15 protein-coding genes and 2 pseudogenes are annotated in these 16,863 nt (G+C 55.5%); 7 read left to right on the plus strand and 10 right to left on the minus strand.

Annotated elements, in window-relative coordinates; translation table 11 throughout:
• A pseudogene (locus IEW52_RS10820) lies at window positions 1–376 on the plus strand (transposase); the annotation flags it as partial.
• A 174-nt stretch (window positions 377–550) separates the two neighbouring features.
• Here IEW52_RS10820 and IEW52_RS10825 read toward each other — a convergent pair.
• From IEW52_RS10825 to IEW52_RS10835, 3 genes and pseudogenes are all read right to left on the minus strand, one after another.
• Window positions 551–1,009, minus strand: coding sequence for a YMGG-like glycine zipper-containing protein (locus tag IEW52_RS10825; protein ID WP_188630093.1), 459 nt, complete (start codon window positions 1,007–1,009; stop codon window positions 551–553).
• A gap of 577 nt (window positions 1,010–1,586) precedes the next feature.
• Window positions 1,587–1,944: pseudogene (locus IEW52_RS10830) on the minus strand (hypothetical protein); the annotation flags it as partial.
• Window positions 1,945–2,179: 235 nt separating this feature from the next.
• A complete protein-coding gene (locus IEW52_RS10835; RefSeq protein WP_188630094.1) occupies window positions 2,180–3,289 on the minus strand; it encodes a GNAT family N-acetyltransferase/peptidase C39 family protein in 1,110 nt (369 codons plus the stop codon).
• A 137-nt stretch (window positions 3,290–3,426) separates the two neighbouring features.
• On the opposite strand from IEW52_RS10835, the gene IEW52_RS10840 reads away from it, so the two are divergent.
• Window positions 3,427–4,890, plus strand: a complete 1,464-nt coding sequence (locus IEW52_RS10840) for a RimK family ATP-grasp domain-containing protein (protein WP_188630095.1) — start codon at window positions 3,427–3,429, stop codon at window positions 4,888–4,890.
• Between the two features lie 185 nt (window positions 4,891–5,075).
• Here IEW52_RS10840 and msrB read toward each other — a convergent pair whose 3' ends face one another.
• A complete protein-coding gene (gene msrB / locus IEW52_RS10845) occupies window positions 5,076–5,546 on the minus strand; it encodes a peptide-methionine (R)-S-oxide reductase MsrB (RefSeq protein WP_188630096.1) in 471 nt (156 codons plus the stop codon).
• A 4-nt stretch (window positions 5,547–5,550) separates the two neighbouring features.
• The gene (msrA, locus tag IEW52_RS10850; RefSeq protein WP_188630097.1) at window positions 5,551–6,165 is read right to left on the minus strand and encodes a peptide-methionine (S)-S-oxide reductase MsrA; all 615 of its coding nucleotides are present in this window, start codon (window positions 6,163–6,165) and stop codon (window positions 5,551–5,553) included.
• A gap of 339 nt (window positions 6,166–6,504) precedes the next feature.
• Between msrA and IEW52_RS10855 the strand changes: the two genes are divergently transcribed.
• From IEW52_RS10855 to IEW52_RS10865, 3 genes are read left to right on the plus strand one after another with little or no spacing between them, the layout of a single operon-like run.
• Window positions 6,505–7,293, plus strand: a complete 789-nt coding sequence (locus IEW52_RS10855) for a TSUP family transporter (protein ID WP_188630098.1) — start codon at window positions 6,505–6,507, stop codon at window positions 7,291–7,293.
• A gap of 18 nt (window positions 7,294–7,311) precedes the next feature.
• Window positions 7,312–8,319 carry a vitamin B12 ABC transporter permease BtuC gene (gene btuC, locus IEW52_RS10860; protein WP_188630099.1) on the plus strand — a complete coding sequence of 336 codons (1,008 nt, stop codon included), beginning with the start codon at window positions 7,312–7,314 and terminating at the stop codon, window positions 8,317–8,319.
• Window positions 8,306–9,064, plus strand: a complete 759-nt coding sequence (locus tag IEW52_RS10865; protein WP_188630100.1) for a vitamin B12 ABC transporter ATP-binding protein BtuD — start codon at window positions 8,306–8,308, stop codon at window positions 9,062–9,064. The genes btuC and IEW52_RS10865 overlap by 14 nt, the downstream gene beginning before the upstream one ends.
• Before the next feature lie 123 nt (window positions 9,065–9,187).
• Here the strand turns inward: IEW52_RS10865 and IEW52_RS10870 are convergent, their stop codons facing one another.
• Window positions 9,188–10,240, minus strand: coding sequence for a 3-deoxy-7-phosphoheptulonate synthase (locus IEW52_RS10870; RefSeq protein WP_188630101.1), 1,053 nt, complete (start codon window positions 10,238–10,240; stop codon window positions 9,188–9,190).
• A 121-nt stretch (window positions 10,241–10,361) separates the two neighbouring features.
• Window positions 10,362–10,769 (minus strand): VOC family protein, encoded by a 408-nt coding sequence (locus IEW52_RS10875; protein WP_188630102.1) that lies wholly within the window; start codon window positions 10,767–10,769, stop codon window positions 10,362–10,364.
• Window positions 10,770–10,843: 74 nt separating this feature from the next.
• Between IEW52_RS10875 and IEW52_RS10880 the strand changes: the two genes are divergently transcribed.
• A complete protein-coding gene (locus tag IEW52_RS10880) occupies window positions 10,844–11,146 on the plus strand; it encodes a putative quinol monooxygenase (protein ID WP_188630103.1) in 303 nt (100 codons plus the stop codon).
• 225 nt (window positions 11,147–11,371) lie between these two features.
• The gene (locus IEW52_RS10885; protein ID WP_229667907.1) at window positions 11,372–11,848 is read left to right on the plus strand and encodes a prolyl-tRNA synthetase associated domain-containing protein; all 477 of its coding nucleotides are present in this window, start codon (window positions 11,372–11,374) and stop codon (window positions 11,846–11,848) included.
• An 87-nt stretch (window positions 11,849–11,935) separates the two neighbouring features.
• Here the strand turns inward: IEW52_RS10885 and IEW52_RS10890 are convergent, their stop codons facing one another.
• The 3 genes from IEW52_RS10890 to dsrO are packed head-to-tail and all read right to left on the minus strand — an operon-like array spanning window position 11,936 to window position 16,798.
• Window positions 11,936–15,007 carry a molybdopterin dinucleotide binding domain-containing protein gene (locus IEW52_RS10890; RefSeq protein WP_188630105.1) on the minus strand — a complete coding sequence of 1,024 codons (3,072 nt, stop codon included), beginning with the start codon at window positions 15,005–15,007 and terminating at the stop codon, window positions 11,936–11,938.
• A complete protein-coding gene (gene nrfD / locus IEW52_RS10895; RefSeq protein WP_229667908.1) occupies window positions 15,000–16,067 on the minus strand; it encodes an NrfD/PsrC family molybdoenzyme membrane anchor subunit in 1,068 nt (355 codons plus the stop codon). The genes IEW52_RS10890 and nrfD overlap by 8 nt, the downstream gene beginning before the upstream one ends.
• 8 nt (window positions 16,068–16,075) lie before the next feature.
• The gene (dsrO, locus tag IEW52_RS10900) at window positions 16,076–16,798 is read right to left on the minus strand and encodes a sulfate reduction electron transfer complex DsrMKJOP subunit DsrO (RefSeq protein WP_188630106.1); all 723 of its coding nucleotides are present in this window, start codon (window positions 16,796–16,798) and stop codon (window positions 16,076–16,078) included.
• Window positions 16,799–16,863 lie beyond the last annotated feature (65 nt).

Consider the following 16,863-nt stretch of genomic DNA (forward strand, 5'->3'; position numbering starts at 1 on the left):
GAACCAGGTATGGACCTGGGACATTAGTTATTGTCCCTCAGCTGTGCGTGGTCAGCACTGGTACCTGTACCTGATCATGGACATCTACAGTCGCAAGATCATCGCTTGGGAAGTCCATGAGACTGAATCCGGTGAGCTGGCTAAACAGTTAGTCGAGCGCGCCCTGTTGCGGGAAGGCTGCTGGCATCATCCACCGGTGTTGCACTCCGATAATGGCGCGCCGATGACGTCTTACACACTCAAGGCGCGGTTGGCTGAACTTGGCATGCTGATGTCTCACAGTCGACCGAGAGTCAGCAATGATAATCCCTACTCGGAGTCGCTGTTCCGGACCGTCAAATATTGCCCGGAGTGGCCTTCAAAGGGCTTTGCCTCACNGAACCCTGGAAAATTGCAGGAAGTTGAGAGAAATAAACTGGCTGTTTAAAAGCAGTTAGTTGGACAACTGGGTTGAAAAATGCCGTTCTGATGCACTTGGTGCTTAAGTTAACCATAAAAAAGCCCACCCCAACGGTGTTGGGGTGGGCTTTTTGCTTGAGCTACGAGGAACTTAATCGTCCCAGTCGTGCTTGCGCCAGTGTTTGTGCTTATGTTTGTGTTTTTTGCCGTGGTGATAATGATGCACTTCTTGTGGCTTGCGATGACCGCCACCGGATCTGGCACCCAGGGCTGAGCCTGCTCCGCCGCCAATGCCGGCACCGATCAGCCGGCCCGTATTGCCGGCCACTTCATTACCTAAAGCGGCACCCCCCAAGGCACCAACGGCTCCGCCCAAGGCAGCTTCGTTCTTGTTGCCTCTGTTGGCGGTGGCGGCACCACCGGCGGCTCCGCCCAACGCGGCTCCTACCAGAGCACCGGTATCACCGCCCATTTGATTGCCCAGCAGAGCACCGGCCACACCACCGGCACCGCCGCCTAACAGGGTGTTTAAATCTTCACCGGCAAATACCGGCGTGGTGGCCAGTACCAATGGCAGTAAGCCAAAGCTGATCATTTTTTTCTTCAACATAATACAGTCTCTCTTAGGCTGTTTAACTTCTGCTGACTATACAAAGGTTCTGCAGCAAAGGAAGTAGTATAGGTTGTAATAACCAAGGCAGGTTTCAGGTGGTTTTTATGTAAAGCTATGATTTTAAAGTTATTTATTATTTTTTATCTGGTTTGACCACTATTTACAGCCGACAGAAGCTGACCGCAGCAGAGCCAAGTGATCCTTTTGCGAGTGGCAATAAAGCCGTAAGCCTTACGCAAAGTACAAAGTTCGGTATTTATCTTTAGGTCGGCGGGGGCATCAAGAGTCATCCATGACTCAAGAGGATCAAAAATAAGGACGAGGACTTAATCGTCCCAGCGATCTTCATAGCGCTTTTCCCAGTGTTTACGGGCATCTTTGCGACGTTTGTATTCGTATTTACGCATTTTTTCGTGATGCTTGATTTCTTGTTTACGCATCTTCTGATAGTACTTGCGTTGTTCTTTTCGGCGTTTTCTGTCGTATTTATCGTCGTAGTAACCATCATAATCACGATGATAGCCACCGCCATAGCGATCGTCATATCCGTTATGATAGTGAGTGTTATCGCCGCGGTAATGGGTATCGCCGGTTCTGGCACCCAGGGCTGAACCGGCTCCACCCCCCACACCGGCACCAATCAACTGGCCGGTATGGCCGCCCACTTCTTTACCCAGGGCGGCACCGCCCACGGCACCCACGGCACCACCTAATGCGGCTTCGTTTTTGTTGCCTCTGTTGGCTGTTGCGGCGCCACCGGCGGCACCGCCAAGCGCTGCGCCTACCAGGGCGCCGGTTTCGCCGCCCATTTGGCGGCCAATCAGGGCGCCGGCCGCACCGCCGGCTCCGCCGCCTAAAATGGTGTTGATATCTTCACCGGCAAACACCGGCGTCGTGGCCAGCATCAGTGGCAACAGGGCAAAGCTGATCATTCGTTTTTTCAACATAATACAGTCTCTCTCAGGCTGCTTGACTCGAGATCACTATACAAAGTCTGAGGCGCAAATATAGCCACGCCAGGCTGAATGACTGAGCCGGTTGTTAATGTGTGATTGCTAAACGGTTGATATATATGAAGTAATAACTCTAATGTGGCGGTTTTTTATGCGACCAGACATGACCGATACTGGCCATCGCACCCTGTTTGGCGTTTAAGTTGCTATTAGTCTAGTCGGCGTTAAACAGCCAGACCAGAGTGCGCAGCCCTTGCTGCCCATAGCGGGCCAGACGATCAAAACGACGACGCTCCAGCGGTAAATACTGCTTGTCTACCGCACTTTCGCCGGCGGCCTCATCAATGTCCGGATCGTGAATATAGACGAATTCTTTATCGATGGCGCATACCAGCACCCAGTGCGGCGCCTTGCGGCCATCCAGATGATAGGTGCTGATCAGCACCAGGGGCAGGCCGCCTTTATTCAGGCCCTGCTCCAGTTGCTCCAGGGTAAAGTGGCCATATTCGGCTGCTATTCCTGCGTCGGCCATTTGTGCCAAAAACTGCTGGTGTACCCGCTCCAGAATCTGTTTTTTATCGGCGGTACGGACACCCCCTACAAACAAGGGCCCGGTCTGGTTAAGGGTAAGTGCTACCTTGAAACCGCGTCTGTGGGCGGCCAGCGCCAGGCCATGAGGGCCACAGCCACCGTGGCCGCTGGTCATGAATATGGTGGTGGCTTCCCGCCATAGCTGCAGCTCTTCGTCTATTTCAGGCTGGTAATGAGGAGACAAGGCACTGATGGCCATCATCATGGAGGCGGGGCCACAGGTAAAGTCGGTAGTTTGGCGATAATAGGGGACCGCCTTGCTGCCGCTATGGGGATGATAGTGATGTATTCGCTTTTGGTAGCGCAGTGCGAGTTGCTGGTCTTCATAATAGTTGTGGTATACCCCAAACTGGCGATATTCCAGCCGCTGATAGAGGTTTTGCGCCCAGATGTTATCGGCACGCACTTCCAGGCGCATAAACACGGCACCTTGCTCTTGCGCCGCCTGTTCGGCTGCCGTGATCAACACAGCGCCAAGCCCCAGCCCACGCGCTTCTGGTGAGACGGCAATCGAATAAATACGGGCCAGACGGGTATTACGACGAAACAGTACCAAAATATAGCCGAGCAATTGTTGATCCTGCATGGCCAGCAACAGCTTGTCTTGAGGATGTTCAATAAAGCGCTGAAAGCTGCGCCGACTGATCCTGTCGCCCGCAAAGCAGTGCTCTTCAAGGGCCACCAAGGGATTGAGATCGGACTTTTCGGCGGCGCGAACAAAAGGGGCAGGCATAGGGCACCAAGGGCGTGTGGCAAGTGATTCAAGATACGATAATTTACTATTGGCCGCGAGAAAATTTCACTATGCAGGCGCAGATTTATGTATAGAGTAAACGCATCTCATGGTGGCAATGTGAATGGATGATTGTGATGGCTCAACTGGTGTTAGTGGTCGATGAACTGAGTGCCTGGGCGCCGTATTTCCCCAGTGAAAACCTGGTCGATTTTCAAACCTATCTCAAGCAGGCTCCAGCCAAAAATGCGTCCCGTACCCGGGTGATTAACTTGTGTAAAAACAACAAGTATCTGTCAAACGGCTATTATTGTTCGTTATTGGCCGAGGCACGCGGCCAGCACGTGCTCCCTTCGGTGGCGACCCTGAACAACCTGCGCAATAAAGGGCTGTTCGCCTTTGGTTTTAACGGGGTAAGCGAGGCGGTGGCCGCGCTGGCAACCGATGACGACAGCAAACAAATCAAACTGAAAAGTTACTTTGGTCGCAGCCCGGTGCCCGAGCTGGAAACCCTGTGCCGAGAGCTGTTTGAACGGCTGCCGTGCCCGGTGCTGGAAATGACCTTTAAAAAGCGCACGCGCTGGGAGCTGACCGGGTTGGCGACCTTGTCGCCGCGTGAGCTGGCAGGGGAAGAAGAAGACCGTTTTGCCGAGGCGCTGGAAGCCTATTCACGGATCATCTGGCGCAAACCCAAGTCGGTAAAACGCTACCGTTACGACTTGGCCATGCTGGTCAACCCAGAAGAAGAGCTGCCGCCGTCGGATGCCAAGGCCTTGACCCGTTTTGTTAAGGCAGGGGATCGTGCCGGCGTTAATGTAGAGATGATCACCCGTAAAGATTATCAACGGCTGGCGGAATATGACGGCCTGTTCATTCGGGAAACCACCGCCATCGATCACCATACGTTTCGCTTTGCGCAAAAGGCCGAGCACGAAGGCCTGGTGGTCATGGACTCGCCGACCTCCATTCTGCGCTGTGCCAACAAGGTGTTTTTGGCCGAAAGCTTTACCAAACACGGTGTGCCCACCCCCAAAACCCTGATGGTGAACCCCAAAGGAAAAGAAACGGTGGCAAGGCTGGAGCAAGAGCTGGGATATCCATTGGTGCTGAAGATTCCCGACGGTGCTTTTTCGCGGGGTATATACAAGGTGGCCGATCGCGACGCCTTAATCGAGACCCTGGCGATCCTGCGTAATGCCTCGGCGCTGGTGCTGGCTCAGGAGTACTTTTTTACCGAGTTTGACTGGCGCATCGGGGTGTTGAATCACGAGCCTATTTTTGCCTGCAAATACTTTATGGTGAAAGGCCATTGGCAGATTTATCGCCATAACGACGGCGGTAAAGAGGCGGATTCCGGCAGTTTTGTCACCTTGCCGACCTATGAAGCCCCCAAGGCGGTGATCAGCGCCGCCCTTAAGGCGGTAAAACCCATTGGTGATGGCTTGTACGGGGTCGACATAAAAGAAGGCAAGGGGCGGGTGGCGGTGATTGAAGTCAATGACAATCCCAATATCGATCACGGCGTAGAAGACGTGTTTCTTAAAGACAAGCTCTACGACATGGTGATTGCCGACTTCGTACGCCGCTTCGAGGCGAGTTAAGCTGGCTATTCGTGAGGCGTGAGAGCGTTAACACCTCACACCTCACGATGTATTCTTTACGGTATTCTGCTGCGCAGAATATCGCAGCTGAAGCAGCGGCGACAAAAGACGGTGTTCGTCTTTAACATACGGCTTACGGCTTACGGCTTACGGCTTAACACTTACCGCTGCCCGAAGGGCTCGGATTACAGGCATTCACGCTCACCGCGACGCAAGGGGTCGGGTTTGGTGTCGTCATTGGCGCAAAACTCCAGCGAAGCAGAATTCAGGCAATAACGCAGGCCGGTAGGGGCGGGGCCATCAGGAAACACATGGCCCATGTGGCTGTCGCAGCGCTTGCAGCGAATTTCTACACGGCGCATCCCATGGCTGACATCCGACAGCTCGGTAATGTGGTCCGGATGATAGGGGGCATAGAAGCTGGGCCAACCGGTACCAGACTCAAACTTGCAGGCAGACGAAAACAGCGGCAGGGCGCAGAGTTTACACACATAGCTGCCGTCTTGTTTGTTGTCGAGCAGACCACCACAAAACGGCGCTTCGGTGCCGTGGTGCAGCAAAATACGCCGCTCGTCTTCGCTCAGTTGAGCGGCCAATTGCTCTCGCTGCTCTTCACTGGGCGGGCTTAAATCGTAAGGGCTGGGGGTGTATGCCATAAGATTACAGATCCTTTTTCAACCTATGTTTAAAAAAATGCTGCACCTTGGCCACCTTGGGTTGGGCAACGGCGGCAATATAAGGCTGGTTGGGATTGGTGGCTGCATAATTCTGATGATAATTTTCTGCCGGATAAAACTCGGTCAGTGGCTCCATACTGGTCACAATGGGTGCCCTGAACACACTGTTTTGTTCCAACAGAGCAATATAGTCGGCTACCAGCTGCTGCTCGGCCTCGTCTTGATAAAACACCGCTGAACGATATTGGCGCCCCAGGTCGTTACCCTGGCGATTAAGCTGGGTGGGGTCGTGGGCAATACCGAAAAAGACTTTCAGCAAGGTGCCGGGGCCAATTTGATGACTGTCGTATTCAATGCAAATGGCTTCTGCGTGGTTGGTTGAACCACTGCACACCGCATCGTAATTGGCGGTATCTGCACTGCCGCCGGCATAACCGGATACCACATTAAGCACGCCCTTCAGCTGGCGGTAAACGGCTTCTGTACACCAGAAACATCCGCCTGCCAATATCAGGTGGCGTACCCCCTGATCCAGAAAGTGGCCATCGTTGGCATCGGGGAAATCGTTGGGTAACAGGCTCAGCACTGAATCTGGCATCACATTTCTCCTTGGTCATGAAATGCTACGTTAACATAGCTCACTGCCAGGCAAAACGGCCTTGGGCTAAATACAGCGTTAAGCCGTCATTTCAAGCGGTTGATAATACAAAAAATCGCCCGCTCGTGCTCATCTTACGACTTTGGTTCATGGCACCTGTATTGGTCGAGTGTATGCATGTCTGCCAGGCATATCCCCTTAAGTATAAGGCGGAATTCAGGAATCTATCTCTTTTTCGAGCGCTTATGCGCTCGTAACATACTGTGAATGTTGAGTTTTGCTGTTGCTGATCCTGCCATCCTGCTAGGCTATGCGCTTTTATGCTGATGTGGAACTTTTATGGAACTGGAACTGCTTACTCTGGGGCTGTTGGCGTTAGCGGCACTGTTGGCCGGTTTTATCGATGCCATTGCTGGCGGCGGCGGACTGATTACGGTGCCGGCGCTGTTGGCCACGGGCATGTCACCCACCATGGCGCTGGCGACCAACAAGCTGCAAAGCTGCTTCGGTTCATTTTCGGCCACTTTTTATTATTTGCGCCGCGGCATGATCGACTGGCGAACCATGAAATGGGCCGTAGTGTGTACCTTTATCGGCAGCATGCTGGGGACCATTCTGGTGCAGCGTATTGACGCCTCCATCTTGCAAAAAATACTGCCTTTTCTGCTGGCGGCCTTTGCCTTGTACTTTCTGTTTTCACCTCGTGTAGGTGATGAAGACCGTCAACGCCGGTTGGGCATTATTCCTTTCGCCTTGCTGATCGGGACCGGTGTCGGGTTTTATGACGGCTTTTTTGGTCCGGGTACAGGGTCGTTCTTTGCTTTGGGCTTTATTGCGCTGGCCGGCTTTAGTATGGCCAAGGCCACGGCGCATACCAAGTTGCTGAACTTTACCTCCAATATTGCCTCGCTGTTGTTTTTTATTCTGGGCGGCCAGGTGGTGTGGGTGGTTGGATTGTCGATGGCGTTGGGGCAATTTGTGGGCGCGCGTCTGGGCTCCAAGATGGTGGTCAGCAAGGGGTCGCGCATTATCAAACCCATGCTGGTTACGGTTTCCATGGTGATGTCGGGCCATTTATTGTATCAGCAGTATCCGGCCTGGTTCAGCTGGCTGAGTCTGGCCAATTAAGAATAATGAGAAGAGAGCATGCTGGAAGCACTAATCCAACAACAGCAACGTAAATATCAATACTGGCTATGGGGGCTGGGCCTGGCGCTGCTGGCCAGTATGTTACTGAGTCTGCAACTGGGTGCGGTGGGTGTGGGCATAGAGGCACTGTGGCGGCCGGTGTCGGCGCTGGAGCAACAGGTATTTTGGCAGCTGCGGCTGCCGCGTACCTTGCTGGCGGTATTGGTGGGCGCCAGTCTGGCCTTGTGTGGCGCCGTGTTGCAGGTATTGCTGCATAACCCCCTGGCCGAGCCGGGTTTGATTGGCATTTCGAGCGGTGCCAGCCTGGCGGCGGTGCTGACCTTGTCGTTGTCGGTGTCGTTGGGTATAACGCTGCCCTATTGGAGTCTGTCGCTGGCTGCCTTCGTCGGTGCCTTGCTGGTCACGCTGTTACTGCTGGCGCTGGCGCGGCGGCGATTGGGGCCCGGGGCCTTGCTGTTGTTTGGTGTGGCTATCGGTATTCTGGCCAATGCGGTGCTGACCTGGTTGTTGTATCTGGCCGATGACGCCTCATTGCGCAGCTTCTTGTTCTGGATGATGGGCAGCCTGGGCCATGGCCAGCCGTTGTCGTTTCTCTGGTGGTTGCCGGCAGTGGCGACACTGGTGTGGCTGGTGCGTCAGGGCCGGCAGCTGGATATATTGGCACTGGGTGAAAGCCAGGCCCGATTATTGGGGCTGAATGTGCGAAAACTGCAGCCGCGATTGGTGCTGGCGGTGTGTTTGCTGACTGCTTTTAGTGTTGCCATGGCCGGGCCTATTGGCTTTGTGGGGCTGGTGGTGCCGCACTTGCTACGATTGCTGGTGGGCGGCAAACAGCGTTTTTTATTACCGGCTTCGGTGCTGGCCGGCGGTGTGGTGCTGACCCTGGCCGATGTGGCGGCGCGTACTTTGCTCGCCGTGGGTGAAATGCCCATTGGGGCCGTCACGGCGACCCTGGGGGCGCCGGTGTTTATCTGGTTATTGGTGCGTCGTTATGCTGGCGCTTAACGGTTTTGTGCAGGCCGAGCGAGTCGGGCCCGTTAGCGGCGAGTTTGCCGCAGGCAGTTTGACTCTGCTCATTGGCCCCAACGGCAGTGGCAAGTCGAGTCTGTTAACCGGTGCCGCCGGCTTGAGCCGCAGCGAAGGCAAGGGCGAAGTGCGGTTGGCAGGCAAGGCACTGTCTGGTTTCAGCCTGCACGAGCTGGCGCGGCACAGGGCCATGTTGGCGCAACAGGCGGTGTTGCCCCACGGGCTGCGTGGTTACGAGTTGCTGGCCTTGGGGGCCGAGCCGTTGGGTGGTGTCAGTGAGGCGGTATGTGAGTCCATTGCCCGACTGGCCGGCCCTCTGGGATTGGAAAAACTGTATCAACGCCAGTTAAACACGCTGTCTGGCGGCGAGCAGCAGCGATTGCTGATTGCCAGTACCCTGTTGCAGGTTGATCCGGCCATTAACTCCGATGCCCAGTTATTGTTGCTGGATGAACCCCTGGCGGGCCTGGATTGGCAGCATCAGCTCGCCTGCTTGCGCTTGCTGCGCGGCTATGCCGAGCAGGGCCTGGCAGTAGTGGCGTCCATTCACGATATTAATATGGCCTGCCAATATGCCGACAGCATCTGGTGTTTGCATCGCGGGCAATTGGCCGCGTGCGGTGGCCCAGAGGTGATCAGCCCGGAGTTGATTGCCGAGGTCTTCGAGGTCAGGGTCAAGGTCATGGAGCAAGACGGGCAACGCATTATGCTGCCGCAGGAGTAGTCCCTTGGAAACCGCGCTGAGGCGATGCCTGGCGCATGGTTTTGCCGTCATTCTGGCGATCCTCAGGATGACGGCCAAAAGAACACACCGAACATCCAAATTCGGTGTTTTCCTCTTCACTCTTCACTCTTCACAGCCCGTAACCGTGTCATACAGCGTTTTCAGCAACTGTTCGGTATCACTCCAGCCCAGGCAGCCATCGGTAATGCTTTGGCCAAACACCGGGGCCTTGTCGTCGATGACGTCCTGGCGGCCGGCTTCAATAAAGCTTTCCACCATAATGCCGGCAATATAACGGCTGCCTGCGGTCAATTGTTTACAAATATCGTCGGCCACCAGCAGCTGGCGCTGAGGTTGCTTCAGGCTGTTGCCGTGACTGAGATCCACCACCAGCCGCGTTGGCTTGCCCACATGTTTAAGCTCATCGACGGCCAGCGCTATGCTGTCGGCATCGTAATTCGGCGTTTTGCCGCCGCGCAAAATCACATGGCCAAAGGGGTTGCCATCGGTTTTATAGATGGTCATGCGGCCATGTTTGTCGGGTGAGCAAAAAATATGGGAATGGCTGGCGGCGCGCACCGCGTCCAGGGCAATCTGAATATTGCCATCGGTGCCGTTTTTAAAGCCGACCGGACACGACAGGGCCGAGGCCATTTCACGGTGCACCTGAGACTCGGTGGTGCGGGCGCCTATGGCGCCCCAGCTGATCAAGTCCGCAATATACTGGCCGGTCACCATATCCAGAAACTCGGTGGCGGTGGGCAGCCCCAGGGCATTGATGTCGCATAACAGTTTGCGCGCCAGTTGCAGGCCGGTATTCACATCAAAACTGCCATTAAGATGGGGGTCATTAATCAGCCCTTTCCAGCCCACTATGGTGCGTGGTTTTTCGAAATAGGTGCGCATCACAATACACAGTTTGTCGGCATAGCGTTCGCGCAGGGGGGCAAGGCGTTTGGCGTAGGCGAGGGCGGCAACGGGGTCGTGTATCGAGCAGGGGCCAATCACTACCAGCAGCTTGTTGCTGCGGCCGGTTAAAATGGCTTCTATGTCGGCGCGTGCACTTAGTACCGTGCTGGCCATGGTGTCGGTGACGGGGAATTGTTCGTTAAGTTGCTGGGGCGTAATCAGCTGCGCCAAGTGGCGACTTCTTAATTCATCTGTGTGTAAGGACATAGTTTCTCTACTGCAAAATGGGGTGATAGGGGCGCATGATCAAGGATACATGAGCCTCTAGAGCACTATGTTCTTACCATAACGGAAAGCCGTGGCAGGGAAAACCACGGCGAAGGGTTAATTAGGGGTTGGTAAAGCGCTGGCCGGAAATTTCTGGGTGATATATCGGCTGGATCACGTTGCCGGCAGGATCGGTCACATGAAAGCTGCGCGCACCATCACCATGATCGTGCGGTTTGTCCAGCATGGTGACGCCCTTGCTCTGCAGATATAAAAACCACTGATCCAGCTCTTCTTTGCTATCCACAATAAAGCCGAAGTGGTCCATGCTTTGCACGCCGCTGGCGGGTAAGTCGGAGCGGCCCAAAGACAGGTTGTCGTTGCCACAGGTGAGGTATACCAGGTCCTTGTGGGCGCGGCGCAGCAGCTGCATGCCCATAATTTCGGTATAAAACTGCTCACATTCTTCCAGATTGGGCATGGTGAAGGCGATATGGCGCATGCCGTTTAAACGACTGGGTCTTTCCATGGCGGAGCTCCTTGTCTATTGCTTGAAGAGTTGTGTACTATTTGTTGAATTTAAATAAACAGACGGAGTTTACAATGTATTCGATTATTGTCAAAACCAAGCTCAAGCCAGGCAAAACCGATGAATTTCTGGCGGCCATGCTGCCCAACGCCGAAGCTTCGGTGCGTGACGAATCCGGTTGCCATACCTTTGATGTATTGCAAGACAAGGCCGATCCCGAGCTGTTCTGGCTGTATGAAATCTATCAGGATGAAGCCGCGCTGGCCGACCATAAACTCACCCCTCATTATAAAGCCAGCCGCGCCGTGGTGACCGATTTGATTGCCGAGCAGTCGGTGATCCGTGCCGACGTACTGGCGGTTAACCCCAAGCGATAGCGATAAGCCAAGCCCACCGGGCAGCCATAAGCCGTACGCTGTAAGTTCAACTAAAGATTAAAAGGCGGTGTTTATCTTTAACGTAAGGCGCACAGCGTATAGTTTTCAGCTATCTTTTAACCCATTCGGCCAGCAGACTCAGGCTGTGGTGGCGGGCGCCGAGCTTGTTCATATCGTTGTTCAGTATGGTTTTGTTGATTTTATAGAGATGAATTAATGGATATCATGACGCAATTAGCGAGTTGGCAGATCAGGCCACCGCTCATTGAACACCCGCCATTATTTACCTGCGATGAGGCAGACCGGTTATTATTGGATCGACCCGGCACCCGCTTGAAAAACCTGTTTTTGCGCGATAATTACGGTCGTCGCCATGCACTGCTGTTAACGCCGCCCAGCAAGCAGGTCGACTTGAAGGCGCTATCTATTCAGTTGGGCTGGTCGCGGTTAGGCTTTGCCTCAACCGACCGATTGCAGCGCTATTTAGGCGTAGCGCCGGGGCATGTGTCTGTGCTGGCGCTGGTTAACGACACCGAGCAGGCCGTGGAGCTGTGGCTTGATAACGACTTGCGTGAGGCTGATGATTTTCACTGTCATCCGTTGCGCAATACCGCCACCGTGTTGTTAAGCAAAATCGACTTGCTGCACTTTACCGAACACACTGGCCATCCCCCGCAATGGATTGATGTACCGCAGCGTTAATCGCCAGGTAGGCAAATAAAAACACCGAGCTAATTGCCCGGTGTTTTTATTTTCTGACAGCTTAAAGCTGACGACTTACCGTTAGGGTTACATCGCTTCTATCCGTGCCGGAAGACCCTGGCGCACGGCGGCACCGCTGGTCCAGTCCAGCCAGACATTGGCCACATCTTTGCGGGTCGGATCCATCAGGCCCAGCAGGTTCTGGTTTACCCCAGCACCCAGGCGGGGGTTGGCTGCCATGGGCTCGCCGTCCACCATGTGAGTGCGAGCTCCCAACTCGGTGTGACCATAGCCGTGCTCGATGGCGACTGCACCTTCTACTATGCCGTCTCGCACCAGGGCGATGCCTTCTACCTGGCCGCCCGGGGTGATGAGTCGCACCCCCTGACCGTGCACTATGCCCGCGCGCTCGGCATCGTTACGATTGATGCTGATCGGGTTCTCCGGATGGATCATGCGCAGCCGTTCGGCGCCAATACTGGACGAACTCATCAAATGTGACTTGTAAGAGGTCACCAGTAGTGGCCAGTCCTGCGCCGGATAATGGTCTCGCATCGGACTGCCATCGGCAAAGCGCGGACCACATTCGGTGGCACAGCCGGGCAGTTTTTCACCTGTCATCGAATGAATGGTGCTGCCGATGGTCGGGTTCCAGATACACAGGGTATTTTGGGTGCGGTGTTTCATCTGCTCGCCTTCCCAGCCACTTTCAAAGGGGGCAAAACGGCCGCCTCGGCTCAATATAAAGCCCACCTTGCGTTGCTCATCGGGTGTCAGGGTATTGGCAATCAGCGGCATCATGCGCGCCGCATTGGTCAGCATCAAGTCGTCGGCACTGGCATCGGGTACCGGCTGACCATTGGCAAACGCCAGATTGGCGGCGGCGCGCAGATAAAAGTCTGACGCGGTGTGCAGGGCGTGTTGCTGGCCGTTATTATCGGTAATGGCGTTATCGCCGTAGCCGGGCAAGTCCATTTTTTTGGCCACCGCAATAATAAACGACTCCAGACCTACATGATCGCCATTCGGCAACCTGGGTGTGGCCGGTGTCACCACAGGCCAGCGGGCTGTGGTGGTTTTTTGCGGTACGCCGCTCCAGGGTTTGGTAAAACCCCAGCTCTCGTAGGTGAGGGTATCGGGCACAATATAATCCGCCAGCGCCGTGGTTTCGTTGATAAAGCCGTCGATGGCAATAAACAGCGGCAGTTGATCCGGATCTTTCAATTGTTCGCCCAAAAATGCCTGGGCGCCACCAATACCGTACAGCGGATTGGTCATGTGACTGATCCAGGCTTTCAGGCGATAGGGATAACCGGCAAACGCCGCCGCCAAGTGCTCGGTCAGCAAGGGGGACGAAAACGAGAACCAGGGCGCACGAGACGGATAGGGCGGCTCACCCGCCGCCACCTTGCGCTTGTATTCGCTGCTGTCTTCATAAGCAAAACGATTACGTGATAAAAACAGCCCTTTGGGCGCCACTTTACCTGCAAAATTCATCAAGTCGTAACGCGGACCTTCTTCGACGCCGGCGATACCCCCGGCACCGGCGGCATACCCGCCCCTGGCATTGATGTTGCCCAGCAGCGTATTCAGGGTGATCACGGCAAATGAGGTATAAAAAGCATTGCCGCTCATCATGCCGCCGTGGGCATCCACCGAGGCTTTAGTGCCGTGACGTTTCAGCGTTTGGCCCAGGCCGGCAATAATCTGTTCGGGCACGCCACAGTGGGTGCTGTACTGGGCGATGGTCTGGCGCTCGGCCGACTCTTTCAAGCACTGTAGTGATGATTTTACCTGCACCGGTACCCCGTTAATGGTCACGGTGCGAGTCACCCATATTTCGGCAGGGCTAGCCTGGGTATGGGCCATCCACTCCCCGTTGGCGGCATTCACGACCAGGTGGGTGTCGGCATCGCCGAGCCCTATATCGGCGGCGGTTAAAAAGCGGCCAGCTTCGGGGTGAGGGGCCTGCAATACCAGGTGGCTGGCATTGGAGTGGCTGGGCTGGCCGGCGGCGGCCTGAGCGGCCGGGCCGGGCTGAGCCAGATAGGCGGTATTAATGCCGTCGTTTTCCATTAACCAGCGGATCAGTGCCATGGCCAGCGCATCGTCGGTGGCCGGTTTAATGGGTACCCAGCGGCCGCGTTGTTCGTTGAGCCGACTTATGCTGTTGGGCAGCGTCGGGGCAACCACCACATAGTCCAGCTTGCCTTCGCTGCGCGCCTCGGCCAGCTGCCGACCCTGGCGCTTGAAGGGGTTACCGGCCTGTGCCGGCGAGGTGCCGATGCACAGTACAAATTCGGCGTTGTCCCAGTCGGGTTTGCCGTGGCTGAATTTTTGCAGGTCGTTGAATACCGCACCGGAGCCGGCGCGAAACCCAAAACCGCAATAGCCGCCGTGGTGGCCAAAGTTACGGGTGCCAAAGCTGTTGAAAATAAAACGTTTCAAAAAGCTGTCGCGCCCCTCGTCACCGGCGTTGGTCACCAGTAGTTGGTTGGCCCTGGGCCCAAATTCGGGGTTGTGGGCATCCACGGGAGTGGTGAGATCTCGAATGGCACGCAGCCCCTCCACATGGCCTTCGCCAAACAAATCGCCGCCTTCTACTACCTCGCTAATCAGTTGTTCAAAGCTGATGCGCTGCCATTTGGCCTCGCCGCGTTTGCCTGCGCGTTTTAGAATATGCGTCAGTCGATAAGGGCTTTGCAGCTGTTCGGCCAGTGCCGCACCACGGGCACAGGCAGTGGAGCGGTTGTCCAGCCCTGCTTCACCGGCCAGCAGCTTGAAGACTTCCCGCACCGGCGTTTCTTGCGCCGGGGCATGGGTGTTTGACAAGGGGTGATAGGGGTTACCGGCAATACGCAGTATTTTATTGGCCTGGGTGTCTACCCGAGCGCGCAGACCACACTGGGTCCAGCAGCCGAAACACTGCACCGGGCTGACAACCTGGTGTTCGCCCATCACCAGCTCATTATTTTGCGTGATCATAAATTCGGGCTGCAGGGCATTACCGGCAATAGGATCGTTGGTAGGTACGCCACTGGTGCCGTTCAGCAGGCCTTTCACCGCCTTGTTTACCGGCTCGGCATATCCCAGGGCAAAGGCTCCTGTGCCGCCGGCTATCATGCCGGCCTGTAGCAAGGTACGACGTTTCTTATCCATGACGTACTCCCATATTATCCAATAACGCCCACACGGCGCCGGCCAGGGCCAGCCACAAACCCAGGGTGCCAGCCACTATGATGCCGGCCGACGCCACTAGATCGGCGCTTAAATGATAAAGACCGGCACCATATTTAGGCACCGTTTGTACGTTCATTAACACCACCCATCTAAATCCCCAGGGGCAGAGCAGCGCGAGCAGAGCAGGGAACAGATCAACGATAGCGAGAGGTTGGTTGGCGCGAGCCAGGCACAGTATCCACAGCACAAGCCCACCGGCCAGTGACAGCAATATCAGGTCTCGCCAGAACGTGAACTGGTTAAAAATACGGTAAGCCTCCAGCCAGGAAGGTGTGCGCAACATCATGCCTGATAATGCCCACAGCACCATGGCAACGGTGAGAGCACCCAGGGTGGCGAGCAGGGCGCGGCGCAGCACCCACACCCGTTGAGCGCCGGCGTCGGGCATGAGTACCTCCAGCAACAGCAGCAAACCAAACAGTGATAGCAAGGCGGTTAGCAACAGGTTCACCGGTAACCAGGCGGTATCCCACAGGGCGCGTGAGCGCACGACCCTGATCTCCATGCCGGTATATAGCAAGATGCCCACCGCCGATAAGGCGCACAGCCAGGCCAGCAGCTGTAAACTCCGGCCTTTAGGCCACACCGGCAGTGCAAACCACCATCTTAGCCAGGGGTGCTTGGGAGTGAGCAGGTTGACCAGCATGCTGAGTGATACTACTAGCGACAAGGTGACAAACACCGGCAAGATAAGGGCGCCAATCCACATCCAGGAACTGGGAGTCAGTTGCGTATAAAAATGCCAGAATCGAAATGGTTGATGCAGGTCGGCCAGCAGGGCAATCGGGCCGGTAATGGCACTAATGCCCATAATAAAGGCCAGTCGCCAGCGCCACGGTGCCAGTGTAGAGCCTTCTCTGAGGGCCAGAGGCAGCAGCAGCGCAGAGGTCGTCGCCAGGCCGATTAAAAAGAAATATTGCACCGCCCAGGGTAGCCAGGGGGCATCTACATGAGTGGTAAGCAGTTCAATCACAGGCATAACGCCTCCTAGCTGTGTTCGGGAAACCAGAGTCCGGGCTGGCCGTCTATGCGGTCAACAAACTCGTCACCCAGACCGATGTAGTACACTTGTGGCGCGGTGCCCTGCTCGGGCTTGAGCACCTTGATGTCCTGACTGTGCTCATGCAAAAGCCGGCTGATTTTGCTGTCCGGATCTTTCATGTCACCAATAACGCGAGCGCCTCCTACACAAGACTCCACGCAGGCGGGCAGCAGGCCCACTTCCAGCCGGTGCACGCAAAAGGTGCATTTGTCGGCGGTTTGAGTGTCGTGGTTGATAAAGCGCGCGTCATAGGGACAAGCCTGCACACAATAGGCACAGCCCACGCACTGTTTGTTATCGACCACTACTATGCCGTCGGCTCTTTGGTACGTTGCCTGAGTGGGGCACACCGGCACACAGGGCGGATTGGCGCAGTGGTTGCACAGTCGTGGCAGCATCACCTGAGAGATCTGCTCGTTGCCGGCCACGGCGACTTCATATTGCTGCACCGTGGTTCGAAACTGGCCGATGGGGGGGAGGTTTTCCATGCTGCAACTCACGGTACAGGCCTGGCAGCCAATGCATTTACGCAGATCGATAACCATGCCATAACGCTTGTCGGCCAAGGCGGTTGCCGGTGCCGCTTGCAGTTCGGTAACGGGGATCAGGCTGGCGCCAGCGGTGAGCCCGGTCAAATTTCTAAGAAATTGTCGTTTACTGACGTCCATAAATAGCTCCTCGGGAGGGATGAATGCTATTGTCCCGAACCTGTGCTAACGACCTCTACTGTGGT

This window comes from Oceanisphaera marina, assembly GCF_014643915.1.
Classification (GTDB): domain Bacteria; phylum Pseudomonadota; class Gammaproteobacteria; order Enterobacterales; family Aeromonadaceae; genus Oceanimonas; species Oceanimonas marina.

What these genes read in the sequence shown, in the direction of transcription:
- IEW52_RS10890 (WP_188630105.1), bottom strand. Translation starts at nt 15,007, where the DNA reads ATGGATAAGAAACGTCGTACCTTGCTACAGGCCGGCATGATAGCCGGC.
- IEW52_RS10865 (WP_188630100.1), top strand. Translation starts at nt 8,306, where the DNA reads ATGCTGGCGCTTAACGGTTTTGTGCAGGCCGAGCGAGTCGGGCCCGTT.
- IEW52_RS10870 (WP_188630101.1), bottom strand. Translation starts at nt 10,240, where the DNA reads ATGTCCTTACACACAGATGAATTAAGAAGTCGCCACTTGGCGCAGCTG.
- dsrO (WP_188630106.1), bottom strand. Translation starts at nt 16,798, where the DNA reads ATGGACGTCAGTAAACGACAATTTCTTAGAAATTTGACCGGGCTCACC.
- IEW52_RS10855 (WP_188630098.1), top strand. Translation starts at nt 6,505, where the DNA reads ATGGAACTGGAACTGCTTACTCTGGGGCTGTTGGCGTTAGCGGCACTG.
- btuC (WP_188630099.1), top strand. Translation starts at nt 7,312, where the DNA reads ATGCTGGAAGCACTAATCCAACAACAGCAACGTAAATATCAATACTGG.
- nrfD (WP_229667908.1), bottom strand. Translation starts at nt 16,067, where the DNA reads ATGCCTGTGATTGAACTGCTTACCACTCATGTAGATGCCCCCTGGCTA.
- IEW52_RS10875 (WP_188630102.1), bottom strand. Translation starts at nt 10,769, where the DNA reads ATGGAAAGACCCAGTCGTTTAAACGGCATGCGCCATATCGCCTTCACC.
- IEW52_RS10885 (WP_229667907.1), top strand. Translation starts at nt 11,372, where the DNA reads ATGACGCAATTAGCGAGTTGGCAGATCAGGCCACCGCTCATTGAACAC.
- msrA (WP_188630097.1), bottom strand. Translation starts at nt 6,165, where the DNA reads ATGCCAGATTCAGTGCTGAGCCTGTTACCCAACGATTTCCCCGATGCC.
- IEW52_RS10835 (WP_188630094.1), bottom strand. Translation starts at nt 3,289, where the DNA reads ATGCCTGCCCCTTTTGTTCGCGCCGCCGAAAAGTCCGATCTCAATCCC.
- msrB (WP_188630096.1), bottom strand. Translation starts at nt 5,546, where the DNA reads ATGGCATACACCCCCAGCCCTTACGATTTAAGCCCGCCCAGTGAAGAG.
- IEW52_RS10840 (WP_188630095.1), top strand. Translation starts at nt 3,427, where the DNA reads ATGGCTCAACTGGTGTTAGTGGTCGATGAACTGAGTGCCTGGGCGCCG.
- IEW52_RS10880 (WP_188630103.1), top strand. Translation starts at nt 10,844, where the DNA reads ATGTATTCGATTATTGTCAAAACCAAGCTCAAGCCAGGCAAAACCGAT.
- IEW52_RS10825 (WP_188630093.1), bottom strand. Translation starts at nt 1,009, where the DNA reads ATGTTGAAGAAAAAAATGATCAGCTTTGGCTTACTGCCATTGGTACTG.